Raw genomic sequence first — 24523 nt, 5'->3', positions numbered from 1 at the left:
GACCGTCCACACCTGCCGATCACGACCCGACGGCTCAAATGAATTCGGGGACATGTTCGCGGCCGCAGGCGGCAAGCAGGGTGGAGGCTTCCCCCCATGCAGGCTGGCGACGGGACCGCGGCGGCAGCGCGTGGCCTGGTCGGTAATCCGGATTCCACATCCACAGCATCTTTCAGAAGCGGCAGGCGGTTGGGATCCTAGTTCATCGCTTCGCTCGAAGCGGCGGTCGCCGCCAAATCCATCCGGGCTTCGGCGAACATCTGGTCCAGCATGGCCTCAATCCGGTGCTGAGGGATCTGGGGGTAGATCGCCGGTGCGGCCTGCCGGACAGCGCTGTAGAACATGTCGAGCATCTCCTCATCCGACAGCGCGTCGAGCCCCCTGGCGTCCGCTTGAAGACGACTGGCCATAACCTCGCCCGCTGCGCGCATCAGCAGGCCGAGCGGCCCTTGAAGCTCATCCCAATGCTCTTCGGAGTCCTCAGCGGTGGGCGCAGGCTTCGACATCTCCATACGCTGACACGAAGAGCACTACACGACCATCCAAAATCCGCGGGAACCTTTGTTCCGGTTCAGCTTTTCTGGACCGAAGCCGAACGCTTCGAGTTGCGTACCCATCTGCATAAGCCCGCCGCCTTTTTTGCCCCCCTGCTGGCGGCGGGCTTATCATCAAATGGATTCCTCGCTCGAGACGACGCCTTGCCGGACTACTCTATCCATCTGCACGACCCGGATCGGGTCCCGCCCAGATCTACACACATCAGCGCGACAGATGACGAAGCCGCAAAGGCCTGGGCGTTACAGTGGCTAAGGGCCGCCCCGGAGTATGGCGCCGTCACCGTGGTCGAAGGCCTCAGGCTGGTCGGCAAATATCTTCGCTCCCAATTTCCCTGAGCCCGGCCAGAGGCGCATTCCGGTGATCGGCCAGGCGGTGGCCAGACCAGAGGCGGACTGGTGAAAGCCTGGTGACGGACGCCGGTGCGCCGATACTCGCCCTGACGCCCGTCGCCGGCGCCACGATCGTGATCGCGAGCTTGAAGCGTAGATTTCGGGTCGAGGGGACGCACCTCCGGTAACCTGCCCGCCCCGTTTTGGGGACACCACCACTGCCCTGTCGAACCCGTTCCACCATGGCGTCGAACCACAGGGCCCGCCGCAGGGCGGCAGGCCCTCTCAAACGTCGCCTTCAGGGCACCGCGGACGTCAGACGTCAGCCTCTCAGTGCGAGGCGTCGGCGTCAGCCTCGTCGAGTTCATCGACCATATGCTGGTGCATCTGGACCACCGGCAGGGTCTTGGCGGCCCATCCCTTCAGATCTGCCTGATCGCTGACACGTCCATAATCGGTGAGCAGCATGGCGGTCTCATTGTGGGCGGCCTCCTGCTGCTGCAGATAGACCCGGTCGAAATCCTGATCCGTGGCGCCCCGGAGATTATCGATGAGGCCCCGGTGGCGCTCATCCAGCGTGGCGGGGACGGCCAGATTGAGCCGACCTGCGATCGCCTTCAACTCGTCGCCGGCCTTGCCGTGATCGGCCACCATCTTCGACCCCAGCGCCTTGATCCGGGGATTGGTCGAACGGGAGGCCGCGATCTTGCCCGCCTCGACCTCATACAGGCCGCCGATGGCCGCGCTCGAAACGAAGCCTTCATTGGTGGCTGCCCCCGCCGGGGCGGCGACGGTTCCGACCACACCCGCGGCATGGTCCTGAACTGCGTTCACGGCCTGGTTCTGCTGATCGGGCGCGCCGCCCGTCTCCTTCTGACAGGCCGACGCCGCCAGCGTCAGGGCGATCGCCGCCGTCGTCATCATCATGGTTCTCATAGTCTGTGCCTCCAGCGCCCGTTTCACCCGGAGAGAGCGGCGCGCCTTCCCTCCGAAACCCGTCAAAGTCGATCAACCGGGCGCGCGCGTCGCCATCGGCTTGCGGCGCGGCCGCGCCCGCCCGACAAGCGGCGCCGCGGTCTCGAACGCCGGGACGGCGGTCGGCTCGGTCAGGGCCACCGAAGCGGGGACGGCGGCCGCGTCAGCCGAGATCGGGTCGGTATTGTTGGTTCCGACAAAGCCGAAGGCCGGGGCCTCCGCCGTACCCACGAACATATCGCCGTCGAAGACGTGAGCCGCCCTTGCGCCGGGGTGCGACCGCAGGACATCCTGCGCTTCGGCAAGGCTCGCCTCCGGCCCGGTCGCCGAGAGCAAACTCATGCCGACGGCGGCGTCCGGTCCGTGATCGATGAAGCAGAAAAGGATCATGGCCCGCGGCTCAGGACCGACTGTCGAGAAGCGCATGCACCTGCGGGTGCATGGACGCCGGAAACCGCTCGAGCGCCGCCGCGACCAGGGACTTCGCTTCGTCTTCGGTCATTTCCGCCTTGGCGACCCGCGCCTGGAGGTCCTCCAGAACGATGGCCAGGGCCAGTTCTCCATTGGCGTTATCCGGTGCAGTCGTTTCGGCGGTCATGTCGATCTCCCTTGTCGGACGGCTAATCCGTCCGGGCGGGATTGGTTTCTCCGTCCGAAATCGGACTCAGGGCTCACCCTCTGCAGCATAACGAGCCGGCAGAAGGGCCAGGACTCCCGGCAAGCCTTTCGGATAACCGATCAGACCGGACCCGGATCGGGCTTCGACCCTGGGCGGCGCATCACGCCGTCCGGTCGCGTTCGACGCCGGATAGGGTTCAGGTCGGATGCCAACGTCGCCCTACGCAGGAGGCGGCCGCCCCCTCTCAGGCTGCGGCCCAGTAGGCGCGGCTCGCCGAACTTATCGGAGCGCCCGTGGCTGCGACGCGGTCATGGATAGCCTTTGCGAAGGTGTCGGCCGCAGCGTCGTCCACCAGAACGCGCAGGCTCCGGACGATACGCGTGATGCGCAGGTGGTTGTGGTCGGTCTCGCGGAGCCAATGATCGGTCTCCGCGTAAAAGCCCGACATCAGCGCCGAGGCTTCGGCGAGGTTTCGCTGCGCAGGTTCCGACCGATGGATCAGGGCGATGTCATCGATCGAGAGGATGGGCGATCCGGGGACCGCCGCACTGGGTTCCGGCAAGGGGAAAAGCCACTGAATGAAGTCGTGGAAGCGCTCCAGATCGGCAGGCGGGAGCCGAAGCACCTCGTCGATCATTCGCCCCGCCGCGTCCGGTCCGACGCCTTGAAGGAAGTCCGTAAGCTTGCTCATAATCGCGACAACGCGCTGAAGGGACGGCGGCTCCGTCCCGGGCCGGAACCAGGCTCACAGCCGACGCAGGACCCTGAAGCGCGCCCGCGTGTGGGTGATGCGCTTCTCACGCTTGAGCCCGACCACGATACCGCAGACTGTCGTCCGCTGGATGCCCGTCAGTCGCGCCATCTCGGCCTGGCTCATGGGAAAGTCCAGGCCATGCCCATGCAGGCGATCAAGGGTCTCGATCAGGTTGGTGACCCGATCTCGAGCATTGCCGCAGGCATTGAAGGCCGCCGCCTGTCGGGCCTCGGCGAGACTTTCGGCCAGCCACCTCACGACCGCGTCGGTGAAGGACGACGACTGGGACAGAAGCTCCGTCACAGAGGCGCGGGACACTGCCCAGGCCTCGCCGCCGACCTCCACGATGGCGCGACGGTTGGAGTGGTCGCCTTCCAGACCCTCAGCCAATCCCACTGCGCCCTCGTCGCCGATCCACCCGCCAAGCACGAGAGGATCGCCGACCTCCATGCGAACCACCGCCGTCAAGGGAAACCAGATGATGTCGCCTGCGAGATCGAGACCTTGCCCTGCAGCGAGACGCACCCGCCGACCCGGCGACGCCTCTGAACCCAAGGCCGACAGCAGGACATTCTCGCTCCGGAAAGCCACCTTTTGGCTTTCCGGGGTCATGCGGAATCGTCGCGCCGCAGCATGTCCACCTCCGCGGCGTCGAGGAAAATGCGCGCGCGTGAAGCGCTGGCGTGCTGGGCCATCAGACGACGGGCCTCGATGCGGGCGTCGTCGAGAGACGCCGCGTCGAGCGGTTCCATATGCGGCGTGTCGCTGCGGTCGGTATCCAGAAAGCAGAAGAAGGTCATGAGGCGCTCACGAGCCTGACAGGCGGGAGTGTGCGGCGTGCGATACTGATGTTTTCCAGCAGCGTGCGCGAGAAATCCGCGGCACGCGATGCCTTGTCATAGGCGGGGGTCCGGGGCAGCGCCTTATCATATGTTAGGACCTGCGTCGTTTTTCGACACAGCTCTTGCGGCGTCACGGCAGGAGGACCCAGTCGGGATCACGCTGGTACGTGTGAGACGGCAGATTGGCCATGACACGGAGCCGGTCGATATCGGACAGCCGTATCATCCGGGCGGTCCGTTCGATGATTCCGGCATTGTCCATCTCGCGCAGCTTGCGGTTCACATGGACCGGCGACAGCCCCACCAAGTCGCCGATCTGATCCTGGGTCAGCGGCAGCTGGAACGCCCCATCAGTGACCAGACCCAGGGCTGCCAGCCGGTCGTGAAGATCGGTCAGCATGCCCGCAATCCGGGCCCCGCCCTCGCTCTGGCGGATGGCCAGGCTGTCCATCAGGGCGACCCGCTCCTTCTGGGCGCTCAGGAACAGAGAGCTGGCGATCCGGGGATAGCGGACGAACAGGGACATCAGATCGGCGCGCGAGATTTTCCGGACAGCGACAGGCGTCACCGCCGTCAGGCAATCGGCGGCGCGGATGACACAGAGGCTGGCCGCGCCGACGAGATCGCGCGGCAGGTGGATCTTGATGATCTGCTGCTTGCCGGAGGTCAGGGGAATGGAGGCGGCGACCCAGCCTTCCACCAGAAGATAAAGATGGGTCGGCTCGGCGCCGTCGCGCCGCAGCACATGATCGCGCGGAAACTGCTGAATGGGTCCCAAGGCGCCCGAGAGCGCCTCTTCCTCCTCGGCCGTCAGACGGAAAAACTCCCGGAATCGGTCCCCGAGAAGGTCTCCCGGAGGCACGTCGTACGCTGGCGATTCACCCATGGCATCGGGTTCGCCAATAACGGCGGCGCTTGCATTATCGTATGTTAAGCCGCGCCGGATTAGTTGCGGGAAACGCCTTGGATCAGGTCGCCTGCCCGGCTCGAGACATCGCTTTCACGCTCGCTGCGGATCAGATGCAGATAATCGGCTTCGAAGCCGGCCGCCTGTTTGAGTCCCGGCGCGTCCAGAACGGACACGACGCCGCGCTCGAAGGTGGCAAGGCCCTCGGACCTCATCTGCTGAAGGCTGCGATCGGCGTGGACGGGAGACATGCCGGCCGCGTCCGCGAGACCTTCCTGCGTCAGCGGAAGCGGATAGGCATTGTCGGCAGCCATACCGATGACGCGGTACCGGATCAGCAGTTCGTAAAAGAGATGCGCCAGCCGCTCAGGGGCCTCGCGCCGGCCCTGATCGACGATCCGGCTACGAAGCACGGCGGAATCCGTCATGGTGCTCCACCACAGGGCCATGGTCAGGGTGGACATCTCCGACAGCAGCTCGACGATGTCCGGAACCGCGATAAGCACGCACGTCGTGTCGGTCATGGCGACGATGTCGTGATCCATGCCCTCAAGGACGAAGACCTCCAGGTCGCAGAGATCCCCCGGGATCATGAAGGCGACGATCTGCCGCGTGCCGTCGCGCAAGGTCTTGGATCGCGTCGCAAACCCCTGGGTGATGAGATGAATCTGGCCCACCTTCTCACCCTCCGAGAGGATCATCTCCCCTGCGGCAAAGACTTCAGAGGGGTATCGCGACAGGGCGTCCACCCGAGGACATTCCGCGGCGCTGAACGCCGTGTACTGTTCCAGCTTCATTCTGAGGGAAGTCGTCATCCAGGAGATCCTGACGGCGCCAGTCGCCGTGACGTCTGGCCGATGGCGGAAGACCCTCAGCGGCGTCGACCCTACCAGTCTTCGGCCCTGCGCAGGAAAAATCTTCGGCGGCGGCAGCCCTGCCCCTCCCGGGTCCGTCGGTTTTCCGACACTGGAACGCCGCGGGCCGACGCGCCTTAAATCGGGGAGAAAACCTGTGCGACAGCAGGTCAGGACCTTCACGCCGTGAGCTGGAAACCCCATCAAACTCTCATCCATGGCGCAGATAAAGATCGCCGGGTCCCCGGGCCGCGTCACGCGGCTCCCGTGACGCCATGCCGGACGGCTTCACGGGGCCCACTCGCCACAAAGAGGCTGCTTCGGACGCATCTCGACGCGACGCGCCGCAGAGTCGGTTGGAAAGACCAGACGGCCTTGATCGCGCAAATCGACCTCACTTTCGAACTCGCCGGCCACCACACCCCGCTTCGTGACGCCCTGCTGTTGGAGCGCCGCGATTGAGCCGACCTGTCAATCCGCCTGAGGAGATCGGCCCGCGTGACGGAGCCCTTCCCGCCTATGTGGGGAACGGACTGATTGGACTGCGGGTGCGCGAGCAACCGCTGCAGCCCGGGATGGCGCTGGTCTCGGGCTTTGCGGGCGAACACCCAGAGCGCCGGATCGAGGCGGCGGCCTTCGCACCCTATCCGCTCGCCGCCGATATCGCCCTGAACGGCGTGTGGCTGAATGATCAGCCTTCCAGCGTATCCGACCTGCGCCAGGCCTATGATTTCGGCGCTGCGGAGCTGACCAGCCGCTTCCGCTACGCGGGAGGCGGGGTCACCGCGGAAGTCACCGTCGTGACCTTCGCCAGCCGTACCGCGCCCTCGATCGTCCTGCAGGAGGTCATGGTCCAGCCGGACCGGGCCTGCGATATCGGGTTGCGGGCGATCGTCGAGACCGCCGGGCTGCGGGGCCGGGTGCTGCGTCACCGCACCGATACACCAGGCGAAGCGGCGCCTGTCGGCGATGGCTCTCTGCTGTTTGAATCGGACGGCGGCCTGAGCCAGTGCGGCCTGGCCCTGGCCAGCGAGGTCCGGAGCGCACAACAGGTCGGGCGCGGCGTGTCGACCTGGGATGCGACGGGCCCTCTGCGCACGGACTATGTCACGCGCGGGCGCGCGGACCGGCCGACGCGTCTTCGTCAGATCGTCGCCCTGGTCCCCTCCGTTCTGCACGCCCGGCCCGATGAAGAGGCTGTACGCCGGCTGGCGCGCGCGCAGGAAACCGGATTCGACGTCTTGCGCGCCCGCAATCGTGAGACCTGGACCGACCTGTGGAACGGCCGCATCGTGGCACGCGGCGCGCCCGACCGCCATCAGGCCCTGATCGACGCCGCCTTCTATTATCTGAACAGTTCGGCGCATCCCGCGTCGCCGGCGGCCACCTCCATGTTTGGCCTCGCGACCTGGCACGACTACAACTACTACTTCGGTCACGTCATGTGGGACGTGGACGCCTTCTGCGTGCCGCCGCTGGTCCTGCTCCAGCCCGACGGGGCGCGGGCGATGCTGGATTTCCGTCGGCGGGGCGTCGAGGCGGCGCGGTCGAACGCGCGATTGTCCGGACGAAGAGGACTGCAGTTCCCGTGGGAAGCCGCGCCCTTGTCCGGCCAGGAGGCGGCGCCCGGCGGCGGCGCCTCAGCCGCACATGAGGACCACGGCACGCTTCATACCGCCCGAGCCTTCGCCCTCTTTGCCGACGCCACGGGAGACGCCGCGTGGCTGGAGCAGGAGGCCTGGCCGATCCTGGAAGGCGCCGCCGACTGGATTGTCAGCCGGGTCACGCGAACGGACCGGGGCCTGGAGATCAAACGGTCGACGGGACCTGCAGAGGTCCCGCAACCGCCGGACAATGACGCCTTCACCCTGATGGCGGCCGACCAGATCCTGAAACGCGCCATACGCGCAGCGGAGCAGCTCGCACGCCCTGCCCCTCCTGAATGGCTGAAGGCTTCTAAAGACCTGTATCTCCCGAGACGAACCGACGGGATCATCGCCTCTCACGACGGCTTCCGCATCACCGAGGACAAGGGCGCAACCCCCTCTCCGCTCGCGGGCCTGTTTCCCTATGACTACCCCGCTTCCGAAAGCGAGCGGCGGCAGACGCTGGAGTTCTACCTTAAACGCTGGCCGGACTACGTCGGCGCCCCGATGTTCCCCGCCCTCTACACCACCTGGGCGGCCATGACCGGCGACCGTGACCTGGCGTTGAAGCTGTTCGAAGAGGGCTATGCCGCCTACGACAGCGGCCGCTTTCATCAGTGTCTGGAGTATCGGCCCGATCACCCCGATAGCCAGGTCGCCGCCGGGCCTTTCTTCGCCAATCTGGGCGGGATGTTGATGGGACTGATGCTCGGCCTCACCGGCCTTGTCATTGACGACGGCGATCCTCGCCAGTGGCCTCGCCGGCCCGTCGTTCTGCCAAAGGGCTGGACGGCCCTTGAGATCGAACGCCTGTGGATCCGGGGCGAACCCTGGTCTCTCCAGGCGACCCACGGCGCGGATCAGGCGAGCCTTGCGCCTGTCTGGTCCGACGTACGCGCCTGTCAGAGGTGACCGGCCCGAGAAGCTTCCAGCCTTGCTGACGACGCCCGAGGGGCCGCCTGGCCCAACTTTTACACCAGCGCCGTCCGGCGCTGTCTCTTGGGACAGCCTGAGGCCGGGACAGGGTTCGTCCAGCGGCGGCGTCCGGACGTCATGTGTGGAAATCGATTCCATTCTCCCCCACCGTAGGCTCGGGCCGGCCCAATCCTCTGGACGGAGACGCGCCCCCTTGAGCGTGCGACGCCGGGCGTCTCGCACCTGATGGGCGCTGAGGGTCGCGGATCCATTGTCGCCTTTTGAACAGAGGAACGCCGTCTCCGCTTGCCGCATTGATCCGGAAAGGAGACGCACCATGCCGAGAGGCGACAAGTCGACCTATACCGACAAACAGGAGCGCAAGGCGGACCATATCGCCGAGGGCTACGAAAAGCGGGGGGTCTCTGAAAAGGAGGCCGAGCGCCGCGCGTGGGCTACCGTCAACAAGGACGACGGCGGTGGCAAGAAGAGCGGCTCCGGCCGGGGCAGGTCCACCGGCCATCCGGCCGCCCATAAGGGCGGCCGCAAAGGCGGCGCCGCCTCCGCCTCACGTCCGAAGGCGGATCGGTCGGCGGCAGCCAAAAAGGGTTGGGAAACCCGACGCAAGAAGGCCGGCTGAATGACCGCCGCACCCTCGACCTCCGGCAAGACAGAAGCGCCCCGGTCCGACACCCCGGACGCTTTGGACGTCCAGGAAGAAGCCCGGGAACAGGCGCGTGTCGGCCGAGCCGTCAGAGGCGGAGCCTCGCCGACGCCGTCTGAGGACGCCGACGAGGCCCAGGAGAGCTAGCCCTCGCCCGAGCCGGGCTCGGCCTGTTTGCGGTGCATTTCAGCGAGCGCGCTCTGAGGCGTGACAGCGGCCATGGCCGCCTGGACCTTATTCATGACACCGGCAACGACGTCCCCGTCACCGCGCTGCATGGCGCGATAGCCGATCTCGGCGACCTTGGCGGGGTCCATCTTCTTGCCTTCGCCCACCGCAGTGTCTTCCATCCCCGCGCGGGCGAAGAACTCGGTGTCGGTCGGTCCGGGCATCAGGACCGTGACGCTGACGCCTGTGTCCTTAAGCTCATTGCGCAGGGCGAACGCGAAACTGTCCACATAGGCCTTTGAGGCGTTGTAGACGGCTTGGAAGCTGCCCGGCATCAGACCGGCAATCGAGCCGGTCAACAGGATCTGGCCCTTGCCCCGCGCCCGCATGTCGCGGCCGATCAGATACAGCAGCCGGGTCGTGCCGGTGATGTTCGTGTTGATGACATGCAGGATGTCCTCGAAGTCCTGATCGAGGAAGCCCTCCCCCAGGCCGTGACCGGCATTGGCCGCCAGGGCGTCGATCGGGCGGCCAGCGGTCAGGCCGTAGAGGGCCTGGACGCCCTCCGGCGTCGACAGGTCCGTCTGCAGGGTCTCGACCCGCGCGCCCAAGCCTTCGAAAGCCTGTTGCGCCTCGGCCAGCGGGGTGTCCGCCGCGACGATCAGATCGAAGCCGTCGGAGGCGAAAAGTCGGGCCAGCTCATAGCCGATCCCCGACGAGGCGCCTGTAACCAGGGCGAGCGGGCGCGCGGCTTGCGCCGACGTAAGTCCATAATCCGACATAAGAAATCTCCAGCGGGTTCGAAGCGGCGGTAATAGCCCGGACGACCGCAAGTTCCGTATGGCGGCGCTGGAACGGGCAGGACGCGGAGGGATTGGAGAGCCAGTAGACGGAGAACGCCATGCCTTCCGAAGACCCGATTTCGACCGACGCCGAGGTCGCCTCCCCCGCCTTCATCGACAAGGACAATGTCGAGGGCGACCACGCGGCGACCAGCATCCGGGCGGCCATGATCAACCGCCCCCGGCGCGAGCTCTATGACTATTGGAGCGACATCACCAACCTGCCGAGTTTCATGGAGAACGTGAAGTCGGTCGAAATCCTGGAGGCCGGCCGGTCGCAATGGACGGTCGCGGGTCCGGGCGGGATGGACGTCGAACTGGTCTCCGAGATCACCGAGGACATTCCGGGCGAGCGGATCGCCTGGACCTCCAGCGAGGGTTCCGACGTCGACCACGAGGGCTGGATCGAGTTCCGCGACAACGCCTTCGGGCGCGGCACCGAGGTGCGGCTGTTCATCAGCTACGATCCACCCGCCGGCGCCATCGGCAAGGTCGTCGCCAAGGTCCTGCAGCGCGAGCCGCGCGTGCAGGCCCGGCGTGAGCTGCGCCGCTTCAAACAGCTGATGGAGACGGGCGAGGTCTCAACCTCAAGGGCGCCCGACGCCGCCCCCCGCGCCCACCGTCACCTCTGATCTCCGGCTCCGGCCGCCTCCCTCATTCCCCGAAGGATCTCGCATGCGCGCACTGACCTGGCACGGCAAACACAACGTCAAGGTGGACACGGTCCCCGACCCCAAGATCATCAATCCCCGCGACGCCATCATCAAGGTCACGGCCACCGCCATCTGCGGCTCGGACCTGCACCTCTACGACAGCTACATCCCCGGCATGTCGAACGGCGACATCCTGGGCCATGAGTTCATGGGGATCGTCGAGGAAGTCGGGAAGGAAAACACGACGCTCAAGGTCGGCGACCGGGTCGTGGTGCCGTTCGTCATCGCCTGCGGCAAATGCTTCTTCTGCGACCACAAGATGCCGGCCGCCTGCGACAACTCCAATCCGGCCGAGAAGGCCGACGCTTCGGAGATCGCCTACGGCTACGCCATGACCGGCGCCTTTGGCTATTCGCACCTGACTGGCGGTTACGCCGGTGGCCAGGCCGAGTATGCGCGCGTCCCCTACTCCGACTATGGGCCGATCAGGATTCCGGACGGGATCTCCGACGAGCGGGTGCTGTTTCTCTCCGACATCTTCCCCACCGGCTGGCAGGCCGCCGAGAACGCCCAAATCAAGCCCGGCGACACCGTGGCCATCTGGGGCTGTGGTCCGGTCGGCCTGTTCGCGATCAAATCGGCCCTGCTACAGGGCGCGGGTCGGGTCATCGCCATCGACCACCATCCGCGCCGACTGGAGCTGGCCAGGGCCAATGGCGCCGAGGTGCTCAACTATCATGAGGTCAAGGTGCGCGAGGCCCTGACCGAGATGACGGCCGGCATCGGCCCCGACAGCTGTATCGACGCCGTCGGCTTGGAGGCGCACGGCTTCTCGCCCGACAATATACTCGACGCGATCAAGACCAGCGTCCGTTTGGGCACCGACCGCGCCCACGTCCTGCGCGAGACGATCATGGCCGTGCGCAAGGGCGGGACCGTTTCGATCCCCGGCGTCTATGGCGGCTTCGCCGACAAGATCCCCGTCGGCGCCCTCATGGAGAAGGGGCTGACCATCAAGACCGGCCAGACCCATGTGCAGAACTATCTGCCCCAGCTGCTGCAGCTGATCCTCGATGGCAAGATCGACACCACCGACCTGATTTCGCACCGGCTGCCGCTGGAACAGGCCGCCGAGGGCTACAAGAACTTCAAGGAAAACCAGAACGAGTGGACCAAGGTCGTTCTGCTTCCGCACTGATCCCGGCGCGTCTGAGACCGGTTCCAGACACAGGAACCGTCTTGCGAGGACAAGGCTTCCCTTCCCACCAAGGAGCACGTCATGGATATTCCCGCGACACCCGACAACAGCCCGCGCCGGCGCGGCTTCGCCACCTTGACCCCGGAGAAACGACGTGAAATCGCCCGCCTGGGCGGAGCCGCTGTTCCAGACGAAAAGCGCGCCTTCGCCCAGAACCGCGACCTGGCCCGCGACGCGGGCCGCAAGGGGGGACAAAGGTCGGTTGAGGCCCGCAGACCGACGCCCGATCCGCTCGACGGCTCCCGCAAGCCCGCCGGTCCCGGGTCGGACGCCTGGCTGCGCGACCCCGACCATCCGGACAATCCCGCAGCGCGCAGTATCACGCCCCCGGGCGCGCCGGGGACCGACGAAGGCACGCGGTAGGGCGCATCCCGGAGACCGCCTTGGGTCAGACTCTGAAGTGGGGGCCGGTGGCGTCTAACGCGGTGCATCTTTGTATCGACATGCAACGGATGTTCGCCGAGACGACGCCCTGGCAAACGCCTTGGATGGAGCGGGTCCTGCCGGTGATCGTGCGCCTCTGCGAGGCGAAGGCGGACCGCACCTGCTTCACCCGCTTTGTGCCCGCCAGATCCGCAGAGGCGGCGCCTGGCGCGTGGGCGCGATACTGGGCGCGCTGGCCGGAGATGACGCTGGACCGGCTGGACCCGGACTTCGTCGAATTGGTCCCCGCTCTGGCCGCCTTCGTCCCGCCGGCCCGGGTCCTCGACAAGCGCATCTATTCGCCCTGGATCGAAACCGGCCTTGACGCCGCCTTGCGGGCGGGCGGCGTCGACACCGTGGTGGTGACCGGAGCAGAGACCGATGTCTGCGTGCTGGCCGCCGTCCTCGGCGCCATCGACCGCGGCTATCGCACTCTCGTGGTCACCGACGCCCTGTGCAGTTCGGCGGATTCCTCCCATGACGCCCTGATCGACCTCTACCACCAGCGTTATGGCGAGCAGATCGAAACTGTCGAGTGCGCGCAACTGCTCGAGGTCTGGACCTAGAAGGGGCCGATCTTCAGAGCGGCGCCAGAGCCCGCCGGCCGAGCCGCCCGGGTGGTCGGCTTGTCGCTCACCAAGGATGCGGCGCCGACCCGACAGACCCCGCCGCCTGCTGCCGGCGCCCGGGTCGTCCGCGACAGAGGCCGCGCCCCGAGGCGCGATCGGATGGCGGGCTTCGGGACTGTGGCCCCGGGGGCGTTCTTTGGGGCCGTCTTCAGTGTGCGCCCTTGGGAGGCAGGACGACGGTCCCGCGGCCTGAAGCGCTGTGCAAAGCCGTCGTGGCGCTGCCTCCCTTCCGCAGAGTGTGCGTGAAAGAGCGATGCGCCCGCGCCTCTCCTCACGCGTGGGCCCGACCGATGGCCATCCCTTCCGGCTCCCGTCCGAATATCCCTCGCCCGATCGGCGGCGGAAACACATCGGCACCCCGGGCAAAGCCTCGCTTATGCGGCCAACGCTGGAGCTGAACCGGGATCGACGGCGGCGAATGTCTGACAAGGCTCATCCGGGGGCGGGCCCTTTTGTCGCGGCCCCGTCAAGGAACAGCGACATCCCCGCTTCGCTTGGACGGGATGCGAGAAAACCTCCACAAGATCATGGTCTCCGCGGTCAACGCCCTGGGCCACCCCGCCAGCCTGATCGCCCTCGTCGTCAGCGCCCTCGTCTGGCGGCAGGTCGAACCGGAAAGCTTCGACCTCCATGCGGTGGCGACCCTGGTCGCCATCGCCATGACCCTGATCATTCAGAGGGGACAGAACCGCGACACCGCCGCCCTGCAGGCCAAGCTGGACGAACTGATCCATGCGACAGAGGGCGCCCGCGATGAAGTCGCAAACCTGGATGATGAGACCACCGACGCAATCAACGACATCCGCGAGGTCGGCCGACGGAGGTAAGTCGCCGCGCCATGCGTCCGGGAATGAGGCCGTCTCCTCCTGCGGCGTTGCGATATCCCTTGCCACCCCCCGCCGGTCAGGCCGTGAAAGTCGCCGCTTACTCGCCAATATGAGCCTGGATCAGAGTGTCTGGGCTCAAGCGCTCCCCGCGCGCCGGTTCGCCGCGTCGGTCCGCCATAGGCGAGCCGGCCCGTCTTCCGCGTGCTGCTCCGCCTTGCCGATCGACAGGCGCCGGTCCCCACGTTCGCACCTGCAGACGGCCTGGTGTTTTTCCGCCCCCGGCGTTCCAGACGGCGAGCGGGGTTTAAATGCGCGTCAGGAGGCTTATGACCAAGGAATGGACGACTGGTACATGGCAGGCCTGGACGATGATCTGCGTCCACGGATGTTTGACCTCCATTCAAGGGCCGAGCCGTTCGCCCTGGTCACCATCGTCGCCGCCGAAGGGGGTGGCCCTCGTGGGTTGGGCGCCCAGATGGTGGTCACCGCTTCCGACATGGCGGGCTTCCTGTCGGGCGGCTGTATCGAGGCCGATGTGGCCCTGCATGCCAGGGAAACCCTGACCGACGGCGCGCCGAAACGCCTCGTCTACGGCCGCGGCAGCCCCTTCGTCGACGCCCGCCTGCCCTGCGGAGGCCGGCTGGAACTCCTCGTCGAGCGGATCATGCCGGACGATCCTGCGATCGCGGCCCTGGGACGGGCAGAGACCGAGCGCCGGGTCGTGACCCTGACCTCGGACGGCCGATCGCGCGGGGTGATTGAGGGGGACGTTTCCGCCGCCGATCGCCTGCGCGCCTATCTGCCTTCGCAGAGGCTCGTCGTGGTCGGCACCGACCCCTTCGCCCTGGCCATCGCCCAGCAAGGTCTTGTGCAGGGCTGGCGCGTGACCCTCCTGCGCCCGAACGGACCCGAGACCCCTCCCCCGCTGCCGGTCGACTATCGCCGTGACGCCGACGCCGCAGCTGCGCTGGGGGCTCTTGGATTGGATCCTTGGACAGCCGTGGCGCTCGCGACCCACGATTCCGATCTCGATGATCTGGCCCTCCCCGCCGCCTTGGCCAGCCCGGCCGGATATGTCGGCCTGCTCGGATCACGACGCCGACTGGCCGCCCGGCTCACGAAGCTGTCCGAGGCCGGGTTGGACGACGCGATCATCGACCGATTGCACGCCCCCATCGGCCTGAAGATCGCAGCCCGGTCGCCCCAGGAGATCGCGACCGCAGTGATTGGCGAAATCATCGCGAGCCGCGTGTGACGGGCCGTCACGCGATCGTCCTCGCGGCCGGCGCGGGCACGCGGTTCGGCGGCGGCAAACTGCTGGCGGACTGGCGCGGTCGCCCCCTGATCCTGTGGGCTGTCGATGCGGCGCTCACAGCCCGCGTCGACCGGGTGACGGTCGTGCTCGGGTCGGACGCCGAAGCCGTGAAAGCGGCGCTGGCGCCTCTGCCGGACAACCGGCTGACGATCGTCGTCGCCCAAGACTGGCGCGACGGCCTGTCAGCCTCGCTCAGGGCGGGCGTCGATGCCTTGTCTTCGGACGCCTCAGCCATGGCGATCTTCCTCGGCGATATGCCGCTGGTCTCTGCTGCGGAGGCGGACGCCTTGCTTGACGCCGTGCAAGCCGGAGCGCCAGCCGCGCGGCTATCGCACCCCGACGGCCCGGCGCATCCTGCGGCCTTCGGCCGGTCGGTCTTTCCGCGCCTGAAGGCGATCACCGGCGACAAGGGCGCCAAGGGCGTGCTGGCCGACCTTGGGGACGCCGTGATCGTGATCCCCTCGGACAATCCCGGCGCCGTCCTCGACGTGGATATGCCGTCGGACCTGAACCGCTCTACCGCCTCCTGATACTCTGGCTGCGCCCGCCCCCGGTCAGCCTCCGGTCATCGACATCGGGCGCGCCACCGCCGGCGCGGCGCCAGGTCGGTCGATGCGGAAGTCGTGGCCCTTGGGTTTGCGATCCACGGCGGCGCGAATGGTCTCGATCAGAGGCGCATCGTCGTCGAGAGAGTCGCGAAGGACGGCACGGAGATCGGCCTCGTCCTCCTGACCCAGGCACTGGAACAACTGGCCGGTGCAGGTGACCCGGACACGGTTGCAGCTTTCGCAGAAGCTGTGGCTCAACGGGGTGATGAAGCCCAGTACGCCGCCGGTCTCCTCGACCCTCGCATAGCGGGCCGGGCCGCCGGTGCGTCTGGCCAGGGGCGTCAGGGTCCAGCGCGCCTCGAGATCTTCGCGCACGCCGCGCAGGGACAGATACTGGTCCGTCCGGTCCTGTTCGACCTCACCCAGCGGCATGGTCTCGATCAGGGTAAGCCCCATGCCCAGGCCGTGGGCCCAGGCGATCATGTGGGGCAGGTCGGCGGCGTTGTCGGCCTTCAGGGCGACCGTGTTGATCTTGACCTCGAGACCCGCCGTACGCGCGGCGGCCAGACCGTCCATCACCCCGCCGAGGTCGCCGCCGCGGGTGATGCGGCGGTAGGCGTCGGGATCCAGCGTATCCAGCGAGACATTGATCCGCCGCACGCCGTGGCGCGCGAGGGCCTCGGCGTGCCGGGCCAGCTGCGTCCCGTTGGTGGTCAGGGTCAGTTCCTCGAGCGCCCCCGATCTCAGGTGGCGCGACAATCCCTCGACCAGATCGATGAAACCCTTTCGCACCAAGGGCTCGCCTCCGGTCAGGCGAATCCGGCGCGTGCCCAGACCGATGAAGGCGGTGCACAGCCGGTCCAATTCCTCAAGGCTCAGCACCTCGGCGCGCGGCAGGAATGTCTGGCGCTCGGCCATGCAATAGACGCAACGCAGATCGCACCGGTCGGTCACCGACACACGCACATAGTCGATCCGCCGCCCGAACGGATCGATCAGGGAGGCGACGGCGTCCGGGGACCGGAAATGGTCGGCGGCATAGACCGTGGTCATGCGCCAGCCTCACACAAGGGCGGGCAACCGGTCCAGATGCTTGTCCAGGGTGACGGGATACTGGCGGACCCGCACGCCGGTGGCGTTGTAGACCGCGTTGGCCACCGCCGCCCCGACGCCGCACAGCCCCAGTTCCCCCACGCCCTTGGCCTTCATCGGCGAGGTCTTGTCGTCAGCCTCCTCGAGAAAGACGACCTCCTGGTGCGGGATGTCCGCGTGGACCGGCACCTCGTATCCGGCCAGATCGTGATTGACGAAGAAGCCCAGACGCTTGTCGACCGCGAGCTCCTCCATCAAGGCGCCCCCCACGCCCATGGTCATGGCGCCGATCACCTGACTGCGCGCGGTCACGGGATTGAGAATGCGGCCCGCGGCGCAGACGGCCAGCATCCGGCGCACCCTGGTCTGGCCTGTGTAGCTGTCCACGGCGGCCTCGACGAAATGGGCGGCGAAGGTCGACTGCTGATATTTCTTGGCCAGATCGCCGTATTCCATCGTGTCCTCGGCGACGATCTCGCCCGCCCGCGCGGCCTCGCCCAGGCGGGCGGACCGCCGTCCATCCCGGACCCGGCCGTTCTCGAACATAGCGGTCTCCGGATTGTAGCCGAGACGTTCAGCGACCGTGCGGCGCAGCTTCATCGCCGCCGCATAGACCCCGGCCGTGGAACTGTTGGCGCCCCACTGCCCTCCGGAGCCGGCGGCGGCGGGGAACGCGGAATCGCCCAGGGTGACCGTCACCCGGTCGAGGTCCACGCCGAGCATCTCGGCCGCGGTCTGGGCCATGATGGTGTAGGTGCCGGTGCCGATGTCGGTCATGTCGGTCTCGACCGTCACCCGTCCGTCCGCGGCCAGCCTGATCCGCGCCGCGGACTTCATGTTCATGTTGTTGCGGAAGCCCGCCGCCACGCCCATGCCCACCAACCAGCGCCCATCGCGCGTAACGCCCGGCGCAGCGTTGCGGCGGTCCCAGCCGAAACGGTCCGCGCCCTCCTCCAGACACCGGACCAGCTGCCGCTGTGAATAGGGCCGCTCCGGATGCATCGGATCGACCTGGGTGTCGTTGAGGATGCGGAAGCGCACCGGGTCCATACCGAGCTTCTCGGCCATCTCGTCCATGGCGATCTCAAGCGCCATGAGGCCCGGCGCCTCGCCCGGCGCACGCATCGCATTGCCTTCAGGCAGGTCCAGCTCCGCCAGCCGCAGCCGGGTGATGATCGCCGGGCTGGCGTACATGAGATTGGTCTGGGCTGTCGCCGTTTCCGGTCCGCCGCCGGGCAGGTCGCCGCTCAGGCTCTCGTGGGACAGGGCGACGATGCTGCCGTCGCGCCCTGCGCCGATGCGGATGTGCTGGTGGGTCGCCGGACGGTGGGTGGTGTTGTTGGCCATCAAGGGTCGCTGAAGCGCGATCTTGACCGGCCGCCCGACCTGTCTGGCCGCCAGCGCCGCAAGGATGATGTCCGCGCGCAGGAACAGCTTTCCGCCGAAGCCGCCGCCGATATAGGGCGAGGAGATCCGTATCTTCTCCGGCGGGATCTTGAGCGTCTTCGCCAGATCGCCCTTGCCCCAGGCGATCATCTGGTTGGACGTCCAGACGAACAGCTGATCGCCGTCCCAGCGCGCAATGGAGGCATGCGGCTCCATCATGGCGTGGCTCTGGTCCGGCGTTTCGTACTGTTCGTCGAGCGTCACCGGCGCGCCAGCGAAGGCGGTCGCGAAGTCGCCGTGGCTCTTGTCGGCATTGTCGCCGTCCGGCTCTTTCGCACCGGCGCGCCGCGCCTCCAGATCGAAACGGCCCTGCTCGCGGGCATAGCTGACCTTCACCAGTCCGGCGGCGGCGCGGGCCTGTTCGAAGGTGTCCGCCACCACGACTGCGATGGCCTGGTGGTAGTGCTGGATGTCAGGGCCGCCCAGAAGTTTGGCGGTGTTGTTGTCGCCCTTGCCGAGCGCCCCTGCATTCTCCGCGGTCACAATGCCCCGCACGCCCGGCGCGGCGCGCGCGGCGGCGAGATACATCGACCGGATACGGCCCTTGGCGATGCCGGAGCCCACGACATAGCCGTAGGCGACATTGTCCTCGCGATGCTCATAGGCGTAGGGCGCGCGGCCGGTCGTCTTCAGAGGGCCATCAATGCGGGGCGTGGCCCGGCCCACCACCCGCATCCGGTCGATCGGGTTGGGGCCGGCGGGTTGATCGAACTTCATGCCCGGGCCTCCGCCAGAATCCCGGCCAGGGTCCGCTGAGCCAGAGTCACCTTGAAGGCATTGTCCTCGCGGGTGCGCGCGCCGGCGAAGGCGGCGGTCGCGACGGCCCCGGCGCCGCCCGGCATCGCCGCATCCGCCGCTTCGACCCGCCAGGGCCTGGGCGCCACGCCGCCGAACGCCACCCGTCCGGAGCCGTCCGGCTGGATCACCGCCGCCACCGAAACCAGGGCGAAGGCGTAGGACTGGCGGTCCCGGACCTTGTGGTAGACCTGCTTGCCGCCGATGGGCCGGGGCAGGATCACCGCCGTGATCATCTCGCCCGGCTCCAGATTGGTCTCGCGGTGGGGCGTATCACCCGGCAGCCGGTGCAGATCGGCGACCGGCAGGCTGCGGGTCTGGCCGGCGGGGGCGACCGTCTCGACCGAGGCGCCCAGCAGGCGCATGGCCACGGCCATATCGCTGGGGTGGGTGGCGATGCAGCTGTCGCTGATGCCGATGACACCGAGTTGCCGGGTCACCCCGCCGATGGCCGAACAGCCCGAGCCGGGATCGCGCTTGTTGCAGGCCTGGTTGGGGTCGTAGAAATAGGGGCACCGGGTCCGTTGCAGCAGATTGCCCCCGGTCGTCGCCTTGTTGCGCAACTGGCCGGAGGCGCCCGCCACGATGGCGCGGGTCAGGACCGCATAGTCCCGGCGCACCCGGCGATCGCTGGCCAGGGCGGTGTTCGAGACCAGGGTCCCGATGCGCAGGCCGCCCTCCGGCGTCTCCTCGATTCTGTCCAGACCCGTGTCCTGGACGTCGACCAGATGGGTCGGCGCCTCGATCTCCAGCTTCATCAGATCGAGCAGATTGGTGCCGCCGGCGATGAATTTCGCGCCGGGCCGCCCCGCGACCACGGCGGCGGCCTCGGCCGGCGTCCGCGCGCGCTCATAGGTGAAGGCCTTCATGCCCGCGCTCCCGCTACCTCGGCCATGGCCTCGGCGATGTTGGAGTAGGCGCCGCAACGACAGATGTTGCCGCTCATCCGCTCACGCATCTCCTCGGCCGACATCTCAGGGCGGCCTGAAACGTCGTCCTGGACGTGGCTCGGAATGCCGGCGCGGATTTCATCCAGAACGGCCACCGCCGAGCAGATCTGGCCCGGCGTGCAGTAGCCGCACTGATAGCCGTCGTGTTTGACGAAGGCGGCCTGCATCGGATGCATCCGCTCGGGCGAGCCCAGTCCCTCGATGGTGGTGACCTTGTCCCCGGTGTGCATCACCGCCAGCGACAGGCAGGAATTGATCCTCTGGCCATTCACCAGAACGGTGCAGGCGCCGCACTGCCCGTGATCACAGCCCTTCTTCGTCCCCGTGAGGTGCAGGTGCTCCCGCAGCAGGTCGAGAAGGGTCGTGCGGGTATCGAGGTCCTGCGCCACCTCTCGACCGTTGACGGTAAGCCTCACAGGCGCGGTGCTCGGCGCGGGTTCGGGCGCAGGGGTTTCGGCGCCTTGCGCCGGTAGAGCCATCAAGGCCGCCCCTCCTGCGCTTCCCAGCAACAGCCCGCGCCGCGATGGGCTCGTCTCAATCACGTCGATCACCACGCGCTCCGTTCCCGATCGGCGAGCGCAAGCCTGCGATCCCTCGCCGATCGACGGAACCGCCCTGAGAGAACCCGCAGCGACGCTTGATGTTCCTGGAGCCGAGGGTGACCGAACGGGTCACGGTGAACCGCCGCCAACGCGGGGAGGCGCCGGGCGTATTCCGGCGCCCCCCTGCCGATCCAGCGTCTGGCTAGGCGTGCTCGAAATCCGGCGTGCGCGCGTCGGGAATCGGCAAGAGGTTCGGCGGGGCGTCGGGATCCACCGGCGGCAGGCAGATGAAGCGCGCTTCGGTCGCGCTGTTGCGTAGCCTGAGATGGAGTTTGACGGGCTCTCCGAGCCTGGCCAGCCTCAAAGCGAGGGTTCTGGCGGCGTCCTCGGCGGCGCTCCCGCTCCTGAACACCATTGCATTGTCCATGATGTCGCTGCGCACGGCCCAGCCGCCTGACAGGGGTTCAACGACGATCTTTTCCATAAGGTCCTCCGCTGAAGAGCCGGCGGGGGGGGTCTGCCCGCCGGACAGTCGCGATTTTGGAAATGCCGGCGGGGTCGTCAAGATGTTCGTCTCATCGCCGAGGGGCCGTCTCTTCCGGTCCGACCTGCGACCGCGCGCACGCCGAGCGCCGTCAGCGTCGGGGAGCCTCGCGACCCGCTGTCAGGCCCATGCGGCCGGAACGGGCCTCGCAGGGCCGGTCAGGATCCCGGCGCCAGATCACGATAGGGTTCGCCGCGTTCGCCGGCTTCAGCACGGGTCAGGACGCCGGTCGTCAAGGTCGCCCCGATCGCGACCTTGATGTCCCGGATACGGATGCCGTCGACGAGCGTCTTCGGCCGCGTTGCGCCCTCGTGAAGGCTTGTGATCCAGTCATCGGTCTGGACAGTGATCAGCCCAGGCATGGCTTCCGGATCACCGCCAGCCTTCAAGCGCTGGTCTTCCAGACGTTGATCGAGTTCTGCCGGCGTCACCGGGCGACGTCTAACTGAGTCGCTCAGCTCCGTCCGCCGTAGACCTGAGAGCCCACCGGCGACTACGCCTGTGCAGGGTCCCAACAGGGCGGCTTGAGCAGACGGTCCAGCAACGCCAAAAGGACGATCTTGTGAGGCGCCTGAATAGTCGACCCAGGCCCGGGCCGGCGTGATCGAAAATCACCCGGCCGCGACGCGCGCCGCTGGGCGGGCGACCGCCCGCAGCCGTTTTTCGCCAGGTTTCTGAGGTGACCATGCACCGGCGTCGTCATCTCGGCGGGTGGCTCACACCGCCCGAGCGGCCGATCTCGGGGGAGACGGCCGGATCTGCATGGATCGACGGCTCGGCGTGGGGCGCCGGGCCGTTTCTGCCTCCTGAGGCTCCACCGTTCCGTACCGCTCCGAAAGACCCCATGGCGCTCAGGTCGAAAAGCCTGAGGGTGGTGTCGCGGTCTAAGCCCCACGACGATCCGCCGCGGCCCGCGCCGAACCTTCCCTTGCTCCGGTGCGGGCCGCTTCTATCCGGGGCCCACAGATCTTAGAAAAGCCGCCGCAAGGATCTGCCGCCAGGTTCGCTAACGACAGAACGGGATTGTCCTCGCCGAAATCAAGGCGCCCGGCCTATCGGGCAGCGTCGTCGCCTTCGAGCCGGGCTGCCCGTCCAGCGGTCAAAGGAACCCCATGGACACGCCAGCACGTCATCCCTGTGGCGGTGCAGCCCCAAACGCGCCCGATGCTGATAAAGGTCAGTCACCAGAAGTGTCAGGCCGCCTCTTCCAGCGCATAGAGGCGACAGTGTTCCAGATAGGCGGCCTCATGGAGGCCTATCAACTCGACGACGCTGGACCAGAGCCATGACGGCGCATCCAGCGTCGCCGTCTGATCCCGCACCAGACGCCGACCCCACGCCCTGCGATCTCCAGCCTCCATCTGCCGCCCATGCGCGCGTCCCACCACTCCGCCGAGGTAGCGCGCCAGGGCCGCGGCCTCCGCGGGTCGGGTGCGGGTCATCTCGATCTTGAGATCCTGCGGCGCGAGCTCTCGCAACACCACCGCCGTGCCAGCCATCCGACCCGCGACCATTCTTTCGCCGAGGTGAGGCGACAAAGCCTTCGCTCCAGCAAGGACCCGCTCGGCATTGTCGCGCGGCATGGTCGCCCCCGGCGCGCGCGGCGCGGCCGCAGCCGCTGCTTCCTTGATGTCGACCAGGGCGAATGAGGGATGGTGAGATCCGACCCGGACCAGGGCGGCGTAGCGGAGTCGGCCGAGAGAGCTGCACCCCTTCATCCAGTAGGCCGCGTCTGCAAGCGCCACCTTGCGATTGGGCTTTTCCTTGCCGGAGCGCTGCTCAAGCCGGATGAGCATCGCGCGCGCATCCGCCGTCCCAATAAGACCCTCAAGGTCGCGGCGTTCGCTGTCCGCCAACCGCCAGAAACGTTTGCCCAGCGGGATTTCGGGGTGATCGCCCGAGAGGCGTTCTTGGGAGAGTTGCGGCCACCGCCGCCGGAGGGACTGCTTGAGCAGGGTCTGGATCGCCTTGGGCCGGCTGGAAGCGTCTTCGGCATCGAAGTCGTCTGTCAGGCCATCCTGATAGCCCAGCATGAGATGCTCCAGCATACGGGCAGTTGCGACCCCGGGAAGGTCGGAGCTTCGAGCGGCGGAAGCGAGCGACAGCCCCAGCCGGATGATGTCATGGGCGGGATTGCCGATCACCGTCTGGTCCAGATCCCGGATCTGGATTTCGACACGTCCCTTGACGTCGGCCAGCGGCCCCAGGTTGCCGAGATGGCAATCGCCGCAGATCCAGACCGGCGGCGCATCCGGAACCGACGCCGGCGAAGCCTCCAACCATGCGTAGAACTGACGCGTACTGCCCCGCACATAGGCGTGGGCGGAGCGGGCCATCTTGAGACGACGCGTGAGGTTTAGAACGGCAGACCGGTCCGAGTGGGTCGGCGAACGCTGGGGACGTTGCGGCATGGAGCTCCCGATCGCCGCCCCTTTCTCAGGTTCGGCCAGAATAGGTGTCAACAGATCGAGGTCAGCCTCGCCTGCATCGCAGACTGTCGCGCCCCCCTGCGCCTTGCAGTAGGGCGGCTAACGCATCATGCGACGGAAGGTCGCAATATTCCTGCGTAGCGCGGCTTATGATCGTCAAACAGGATTGGAGACCTCGCCGGCCGGAATGCCTCGGCAGGCAACCCGGCTGCAGCGGTCGCGGCAAGCGGGGACAGCTGAGCGGCGTCGCGGCCCTGTGAACCCGAATCGCACTCGCGGCGTTGGAGAGGCCCATCAGGAGGAAAACCCATGCGTAAACTGATCATCGCTTCGGCCACCGCCGCCCTTTTCGCCGGTCTGGCGGCCTGCGGCGAGAGCTCGGCCGACAAGGCGGCCGAGGTGAAGGCGGACCAGCTTGAAGCCCAGGCGTCGGCGACCCCCAACGAGCAACAGGAAAAGAATCTGAACGCCCAGGCCGACCACATCGAGCAGCAGGCCGGCAACGCGGATGGCGGCATGACGACCTCCAATACGCCGAGCACGTCGCCGACCGCCGGCGAACAGCCCGGCCACTGAGGGCTCAGGCCGCCATCCATCAGAAGCCCCGCCTCAGTGGCGGGGCTTTTTTGTTGTCTGTCGTTCCCGGACGAGAACCCCGGCACGTCGAGCGCTTCCAACGGCACGGGAGCCGAGCCATCGGTGTCGCACCCCGCTCGCCCTAAACCTCGAGGCTGGCACGCCCCCTACAGACGTACCCACCGCTCGTTCGACGCCCCAGGTCGGGAACATACCTTCCCTCGTGACGCTTAGAGAACAGACCCAAAGGAGACGCCGGTGTTCGCCATATTCATCGTCGGAGCGCTGTCCATCCTGGTGCTCTCTGCTTGGGCCACCGTCATCCATTGGGTTTCGCGGCACTCCGAACACAAGCCTCCGAGCCTGACGGTGATCGAGAGCGGTCGCGCGTTCAGATCCTAGGAGACGTCCGCACCAGTAGCG

27 protein-coding genes and 1 pseudogene are annotated in these 24523 nt (G+C 67.2%); 11 read left to right on the top strand and 17 right to left on the bottom strand.

Features of this window, described 5'->3' with window-relative positions:
* Positions 1–197: 197 nt before the first annotated feature.
* The 9 genes from AC07U0_RS14505 to AC07U0_RS14465 form a co-directional block, all read right to left on the bottom strand.
* Positions 198–506, bottom strand: coding sequence for a hypothetical protein (locus AC07U0_RS14505; RefSeq protein WP_494720708.1), 309 nt, complete (start codon positions 504–506; stop codon positions 198–200).
* A gap of 711 nt (positions 507–1217) precedes the next feature.
* Positions 1218–1823, bottom strand: a complete 606-nt coding sequence (locus tag AC07U0_RS14500; RefSeq protein ID WP_494720707.1) for a DUF4142 domain-containing protein — start codon at positions 1821–1823, stop codon at positions 1218–1220.
* Positions 1824–1895: 72 nt separating this feature from the next.
* Positions 1896–2252 (bottom strand): hypothetical protein, encoded by a 357-nt coding sequence (locus AC07U0_RS14495; protein ID WP_494720706.1) that lies wholly within the window; start codon positions 2250–2252, stop codon positions 1896–1898.
* 10 nt (positions 2253–2262) lie between these two features.
* Complete coding sequence (locus AC07U0_RS14490; RefSeq protein ID WP_494720705.1) at positions 2263–2460, bottom strand: hypothetical protein; 198 nt, start codon at positions 2458–2460, stop codon at positions 2263–2265.
* A 265-nt stretch (positions 2461–2725) separates the two neighbouring features.
* Positions 2726–3118: an opioid growth factor receptor-related protein gene (locus AC07U0_RS14485; RefSeq protein ID WP_492947585.1), complete on the bottom strand. Its 393-nt coding sequence runs from the start codon at positions 3116–3118 to the stop codon at positions 2726–2728.
* Between the two features lie 108 nt (positions 3119–3226).
* The gene (locus AC07U0_RS14480; protein ID WP_494720704.1) at positions 3227–3826 is read right to left on the bottom strand and encodes a Crp/Fnr family transcriptional regulator; all 600 of its coding nucleotides are present in this window, start codon (positions 3824–3826) and stop codon (positions 3227–3229) included.
* Between the two features lie 17 nt (positions 3827–3843).
* On the bottom strand, positions 3844–4035 hold the full coding sequence (locus tag AC07U0_RS14475) for a hypothetical protein (protein ID WP_492947583.1): 192 nt from the start codon (positions 4033–4035) through the stop codon (positions 3844–3846).
* Positions 4036–4207: 172 nt separating this feature from the next.
* Positions 4208–4855: a Crp/Fnr family transcriptional regulator gene (locus tag AC07U0_RS14470; protein ID WP_494720703.1), complete on the bottom strand. Its 648-nt coding sequence runs from the start codon at positions 4853–4855 to the stop codon at positions 4208–4210.
* A 167-nt stretch (positions 4856–5022) separates the two neighbouring features.
* Positions 5023–5799, bottom strand: coding sequence for a Crp/Fnr family transcriptional regulator (locus tag AC07U0_RS14465; protein ID WP_494720702.1), 777 nt, complete (start codon positions 5797–5799; stop codon positions 5023–5025).
* Positions 5800–6296: 497 nt separating this feature from the next.
* Between AC07U0_RS14465 and AC07U0_RS14460 the strand changes: the two genes are divergently transcribed.
* The 3 genes from AC07U0_RS14460 to AC07U0_RS14450 all read left to right on the top strand — a co-directional run bounded on the left by AC07U0_RS14460 (position 6297) and on the right by AC07U0_RS14450 (position 9210).
* Positions 6297–8396, top strand: a complete 2100-nt coding sequence (locus AC07U0_RS14460; RefSeq protein WP_494720701.1) for a glycoside hydrolase family 65 protein — start codon at positions 6297–6299, stop codon at positions 8394–8396.
* A 340-nt stretch (positions 8397–8736) separates the two neighbouring features.
* Entirely contained in the window at positions 8737–9039 is a 303-nt protein-coding gene (locus AC07U0_RS14455) for a plasmid stabilization protein (RefSeq protein ID WP_494720700.1), read from the top strand.
* Entirely contained in the window at positions 9040–9210 is a 171-nt protein-coding gene (locus AC07U0_RS14450; protein ID WP_492947578.1) for a hypothetical protein, read from the top strand.
* Here AC07U0_RS14450 and AC07U0_RS14445 read toward each other — a convergent pair.
* Entirely contained in the window at positions 9207–10013 is an 807-nt protein-coding gene (locus AC07U0_RS14445) for an SDR family NAD(P)-dependent oxidoreductase (RefSeq protein WP_492947577.1), read from the bottom strand. The genes AC07U0_RS14450 and AC07U0_RS14445 overlap by 4 nt on opposite strands.
* A 119-nt stretch (positions 10014–10132) precedes the next feature.
* Between AC07U0_RS14445 and AC07U0_RS14440 the strand changes: the two genes are divergently transcribed.
* From AC07U0_RS14440 to AC07U0_RS14410, 7 genes and pseudogenes are all read left to right on the top strand, one after another.
* The gene (locus tag AC07U0_RS14440) at positions 10133–10705 is read left to right on the top strand and encodes an SRPBCC family protein (RefSeq protein ID WP_494720699.1); all 573 of its coding nucleotides are present in this window, start codon (positions 10133–10135) and stop codon (positions 10703–10705) included.
* A gap of 43 nt (positions 10706–10748) precedes the next feature.
* The gene (locus AC07U0_RS14435) at positions 10749–11924 is read left to right on the top strand and encodes a zinc-dependent alcohol dehydrogenase (RefSeq protein WP_494720698.1); all 1176 of its coding nucleotides are present in this window, start codon (positions 10749–10751) and stop codon (positions 11922–11924) included.
* An 81-nt stretch (positions 11925–12005) separates the two neighbouring features.
* A pseudogene (locus AC07U0_RS14430) lies at positions 12006–12185 on the top strand (con-10 family general stress protein); the annotation flags it as partial.
* 182 nt (positions 12186–12367) lie between these two features.
* Positions 12368–12973 (top strand): cysteine hydrolase family protein, encoded by a 606-nt coding sequence (locus tag AC07U0_RS14425; protein WP_492947574.1) that lies wholly within the window; start codon positions 12368–12370, stop codon positions 12971–12973.
* A gap of 566 nt (positions 12974–13539) precedes the next feature.
* On the top strand, positions 13540–13863 hold the full coding sequence (locus AC07U0_RS14420; RefSeq protein ID WP_494720697.1) for a low affinity iron permease family protein: 324 nt from the start codon (positions 13540–13542) through the stop codon (positions 13861–13863).
* A 385-nt stretch (positions 13864–14248) separates the two neighbouring features.
* Complete coding sequence (locus AC07U0_RS14415; protein ID WP_494720696.1) at positions 14249–15118, top strand: XdhC family protein; 870 nt, start codon at positions 14249–14251, stop codon at positions 15116–15118.
* Complete coding sequence (locus AC07U0_RS14410) at positions 15115–15708, top strand: nucleotidyltransferase family protein (RefSeq protein WP_494720695.1); 594 nt, start codon at positions 15115–15117, stop codon at positions 15706–15708. Before AC07U0_RS14415 ends, AC07U0_RS14410 begins: the two co-directional genes overlap by 4 nt.
* Before the next feature lie 24 nt (positions 15709–15732).
* Here the strand turns inward: AC07U0_RS14410 and moaA are convergent, their stop codons facing one another.
* From moaA to AC07U0_RS14375, 7 genes are all read right to left on the bottom strand, one after another.
* The gene (gene moaA, locus AC07U0_RS14405; RefSeq protein WP_494720694.1) at positions 15733–16779 is read right to left on the bottom strand and encodes a GTP 3',8-cyclase MoaA; all 1047 of its coding nucleotides are present in this window, start codon (positions 16777–16779) and stop codon (positions 15733–15735) included.
* A gap of 9 nt (positions 16780–16788) precedes the next feature.
* Positions 16789–18981, bottom strand: a complete 2193-nt coding sequence (gene paoC, locus AC07U0_RS14400) for an aldehyde oxidoreductase molybdenum-binding subunit PaoC (protein ID WP_494720693.1) — start codon at positions 18979–18981, stop codon at positions 16789–16791.
* Entirely contained in the window at positions 18978–19928 is a 951-nt protein-coding gene (locus tag AC07U0_RS14395; RefSeq protein WP_494720692.1) for an FAD binding domain-containing protein, read from the bottom strand. Before AC07U0_RS14395 ends, paoC begins: the two co-directional genes overlap by 4 nt.
* Positions 19925–20551 carry an aldehyde dehydrogenase iron-sulfur subunit PaoA gene (gene paoA / locus AC07U0_RS14390; RefSeq protein WP_494720791.1) on the bottom strand — a complete coding sequence of 209 codons (627 nt, stop codon included), beginning with the start codon at positions 20549–20551 and terminating at the stop codon, positions 19925–19927. Before paoA ends, AC07U0_RS14395 begins: the two co-directional genes overlap by 4 nt.
* A 202-nt stretch (positions 20552–20753) precedes the next feature.
* Entirely contained in the window at positions 20754–21035 is a 282-nt protein-coding gene (locus AC07U0_RS14385) for a hypothetical protein (RefSeq protein WP_492947568.1), read from the bottom strand.
* Between the two features lie 218 nt (positions 21036–21253).
* A complete protein-coding gene (locus tag AC07U0_RS14380) occupies positions 21254–21457 on the bottom strand; it encodes a hypothetical protein (protein ID WP_494720691.1) in 204 nt (67 codons plus the stop codon).
* A gap of 831 nt (positions 21458–22288) precedes the next feature.
* On the bottom strand, positions 22289–23506 hold the full coding sequence (locus AC07U0_RS14375; protein ID WP_494720690.1) for a DUF2252 family protein: 1218 nt from the start codon (positions 23504–23506) through the stop codon (positions 22289–22291).
* 327 nt (positions 23507–23833) lie between these two features.
* Between AC07U0_RS14375 and AC07U0_RS14370 the strand changes: the two genes are divergently transcribed.
* Entirely contained in the window at positions 23834–24100 is a 267-nt protein-coding gene (locus AC07U0_RS14370) for a hypothetical protein (protein WP_494720689.1), read from the top strand.
* Positions 24101–24523 lie beyond the last annotated feature (423 nt).

Source organism: Brevundimonas sp. GW821-FHT02A10, assembly GCF_059422025.1.
Note: the sequence above shows the minus strand (reverse complement) of the source record. Positions and strands in the feature narration are given on the sequence as shown.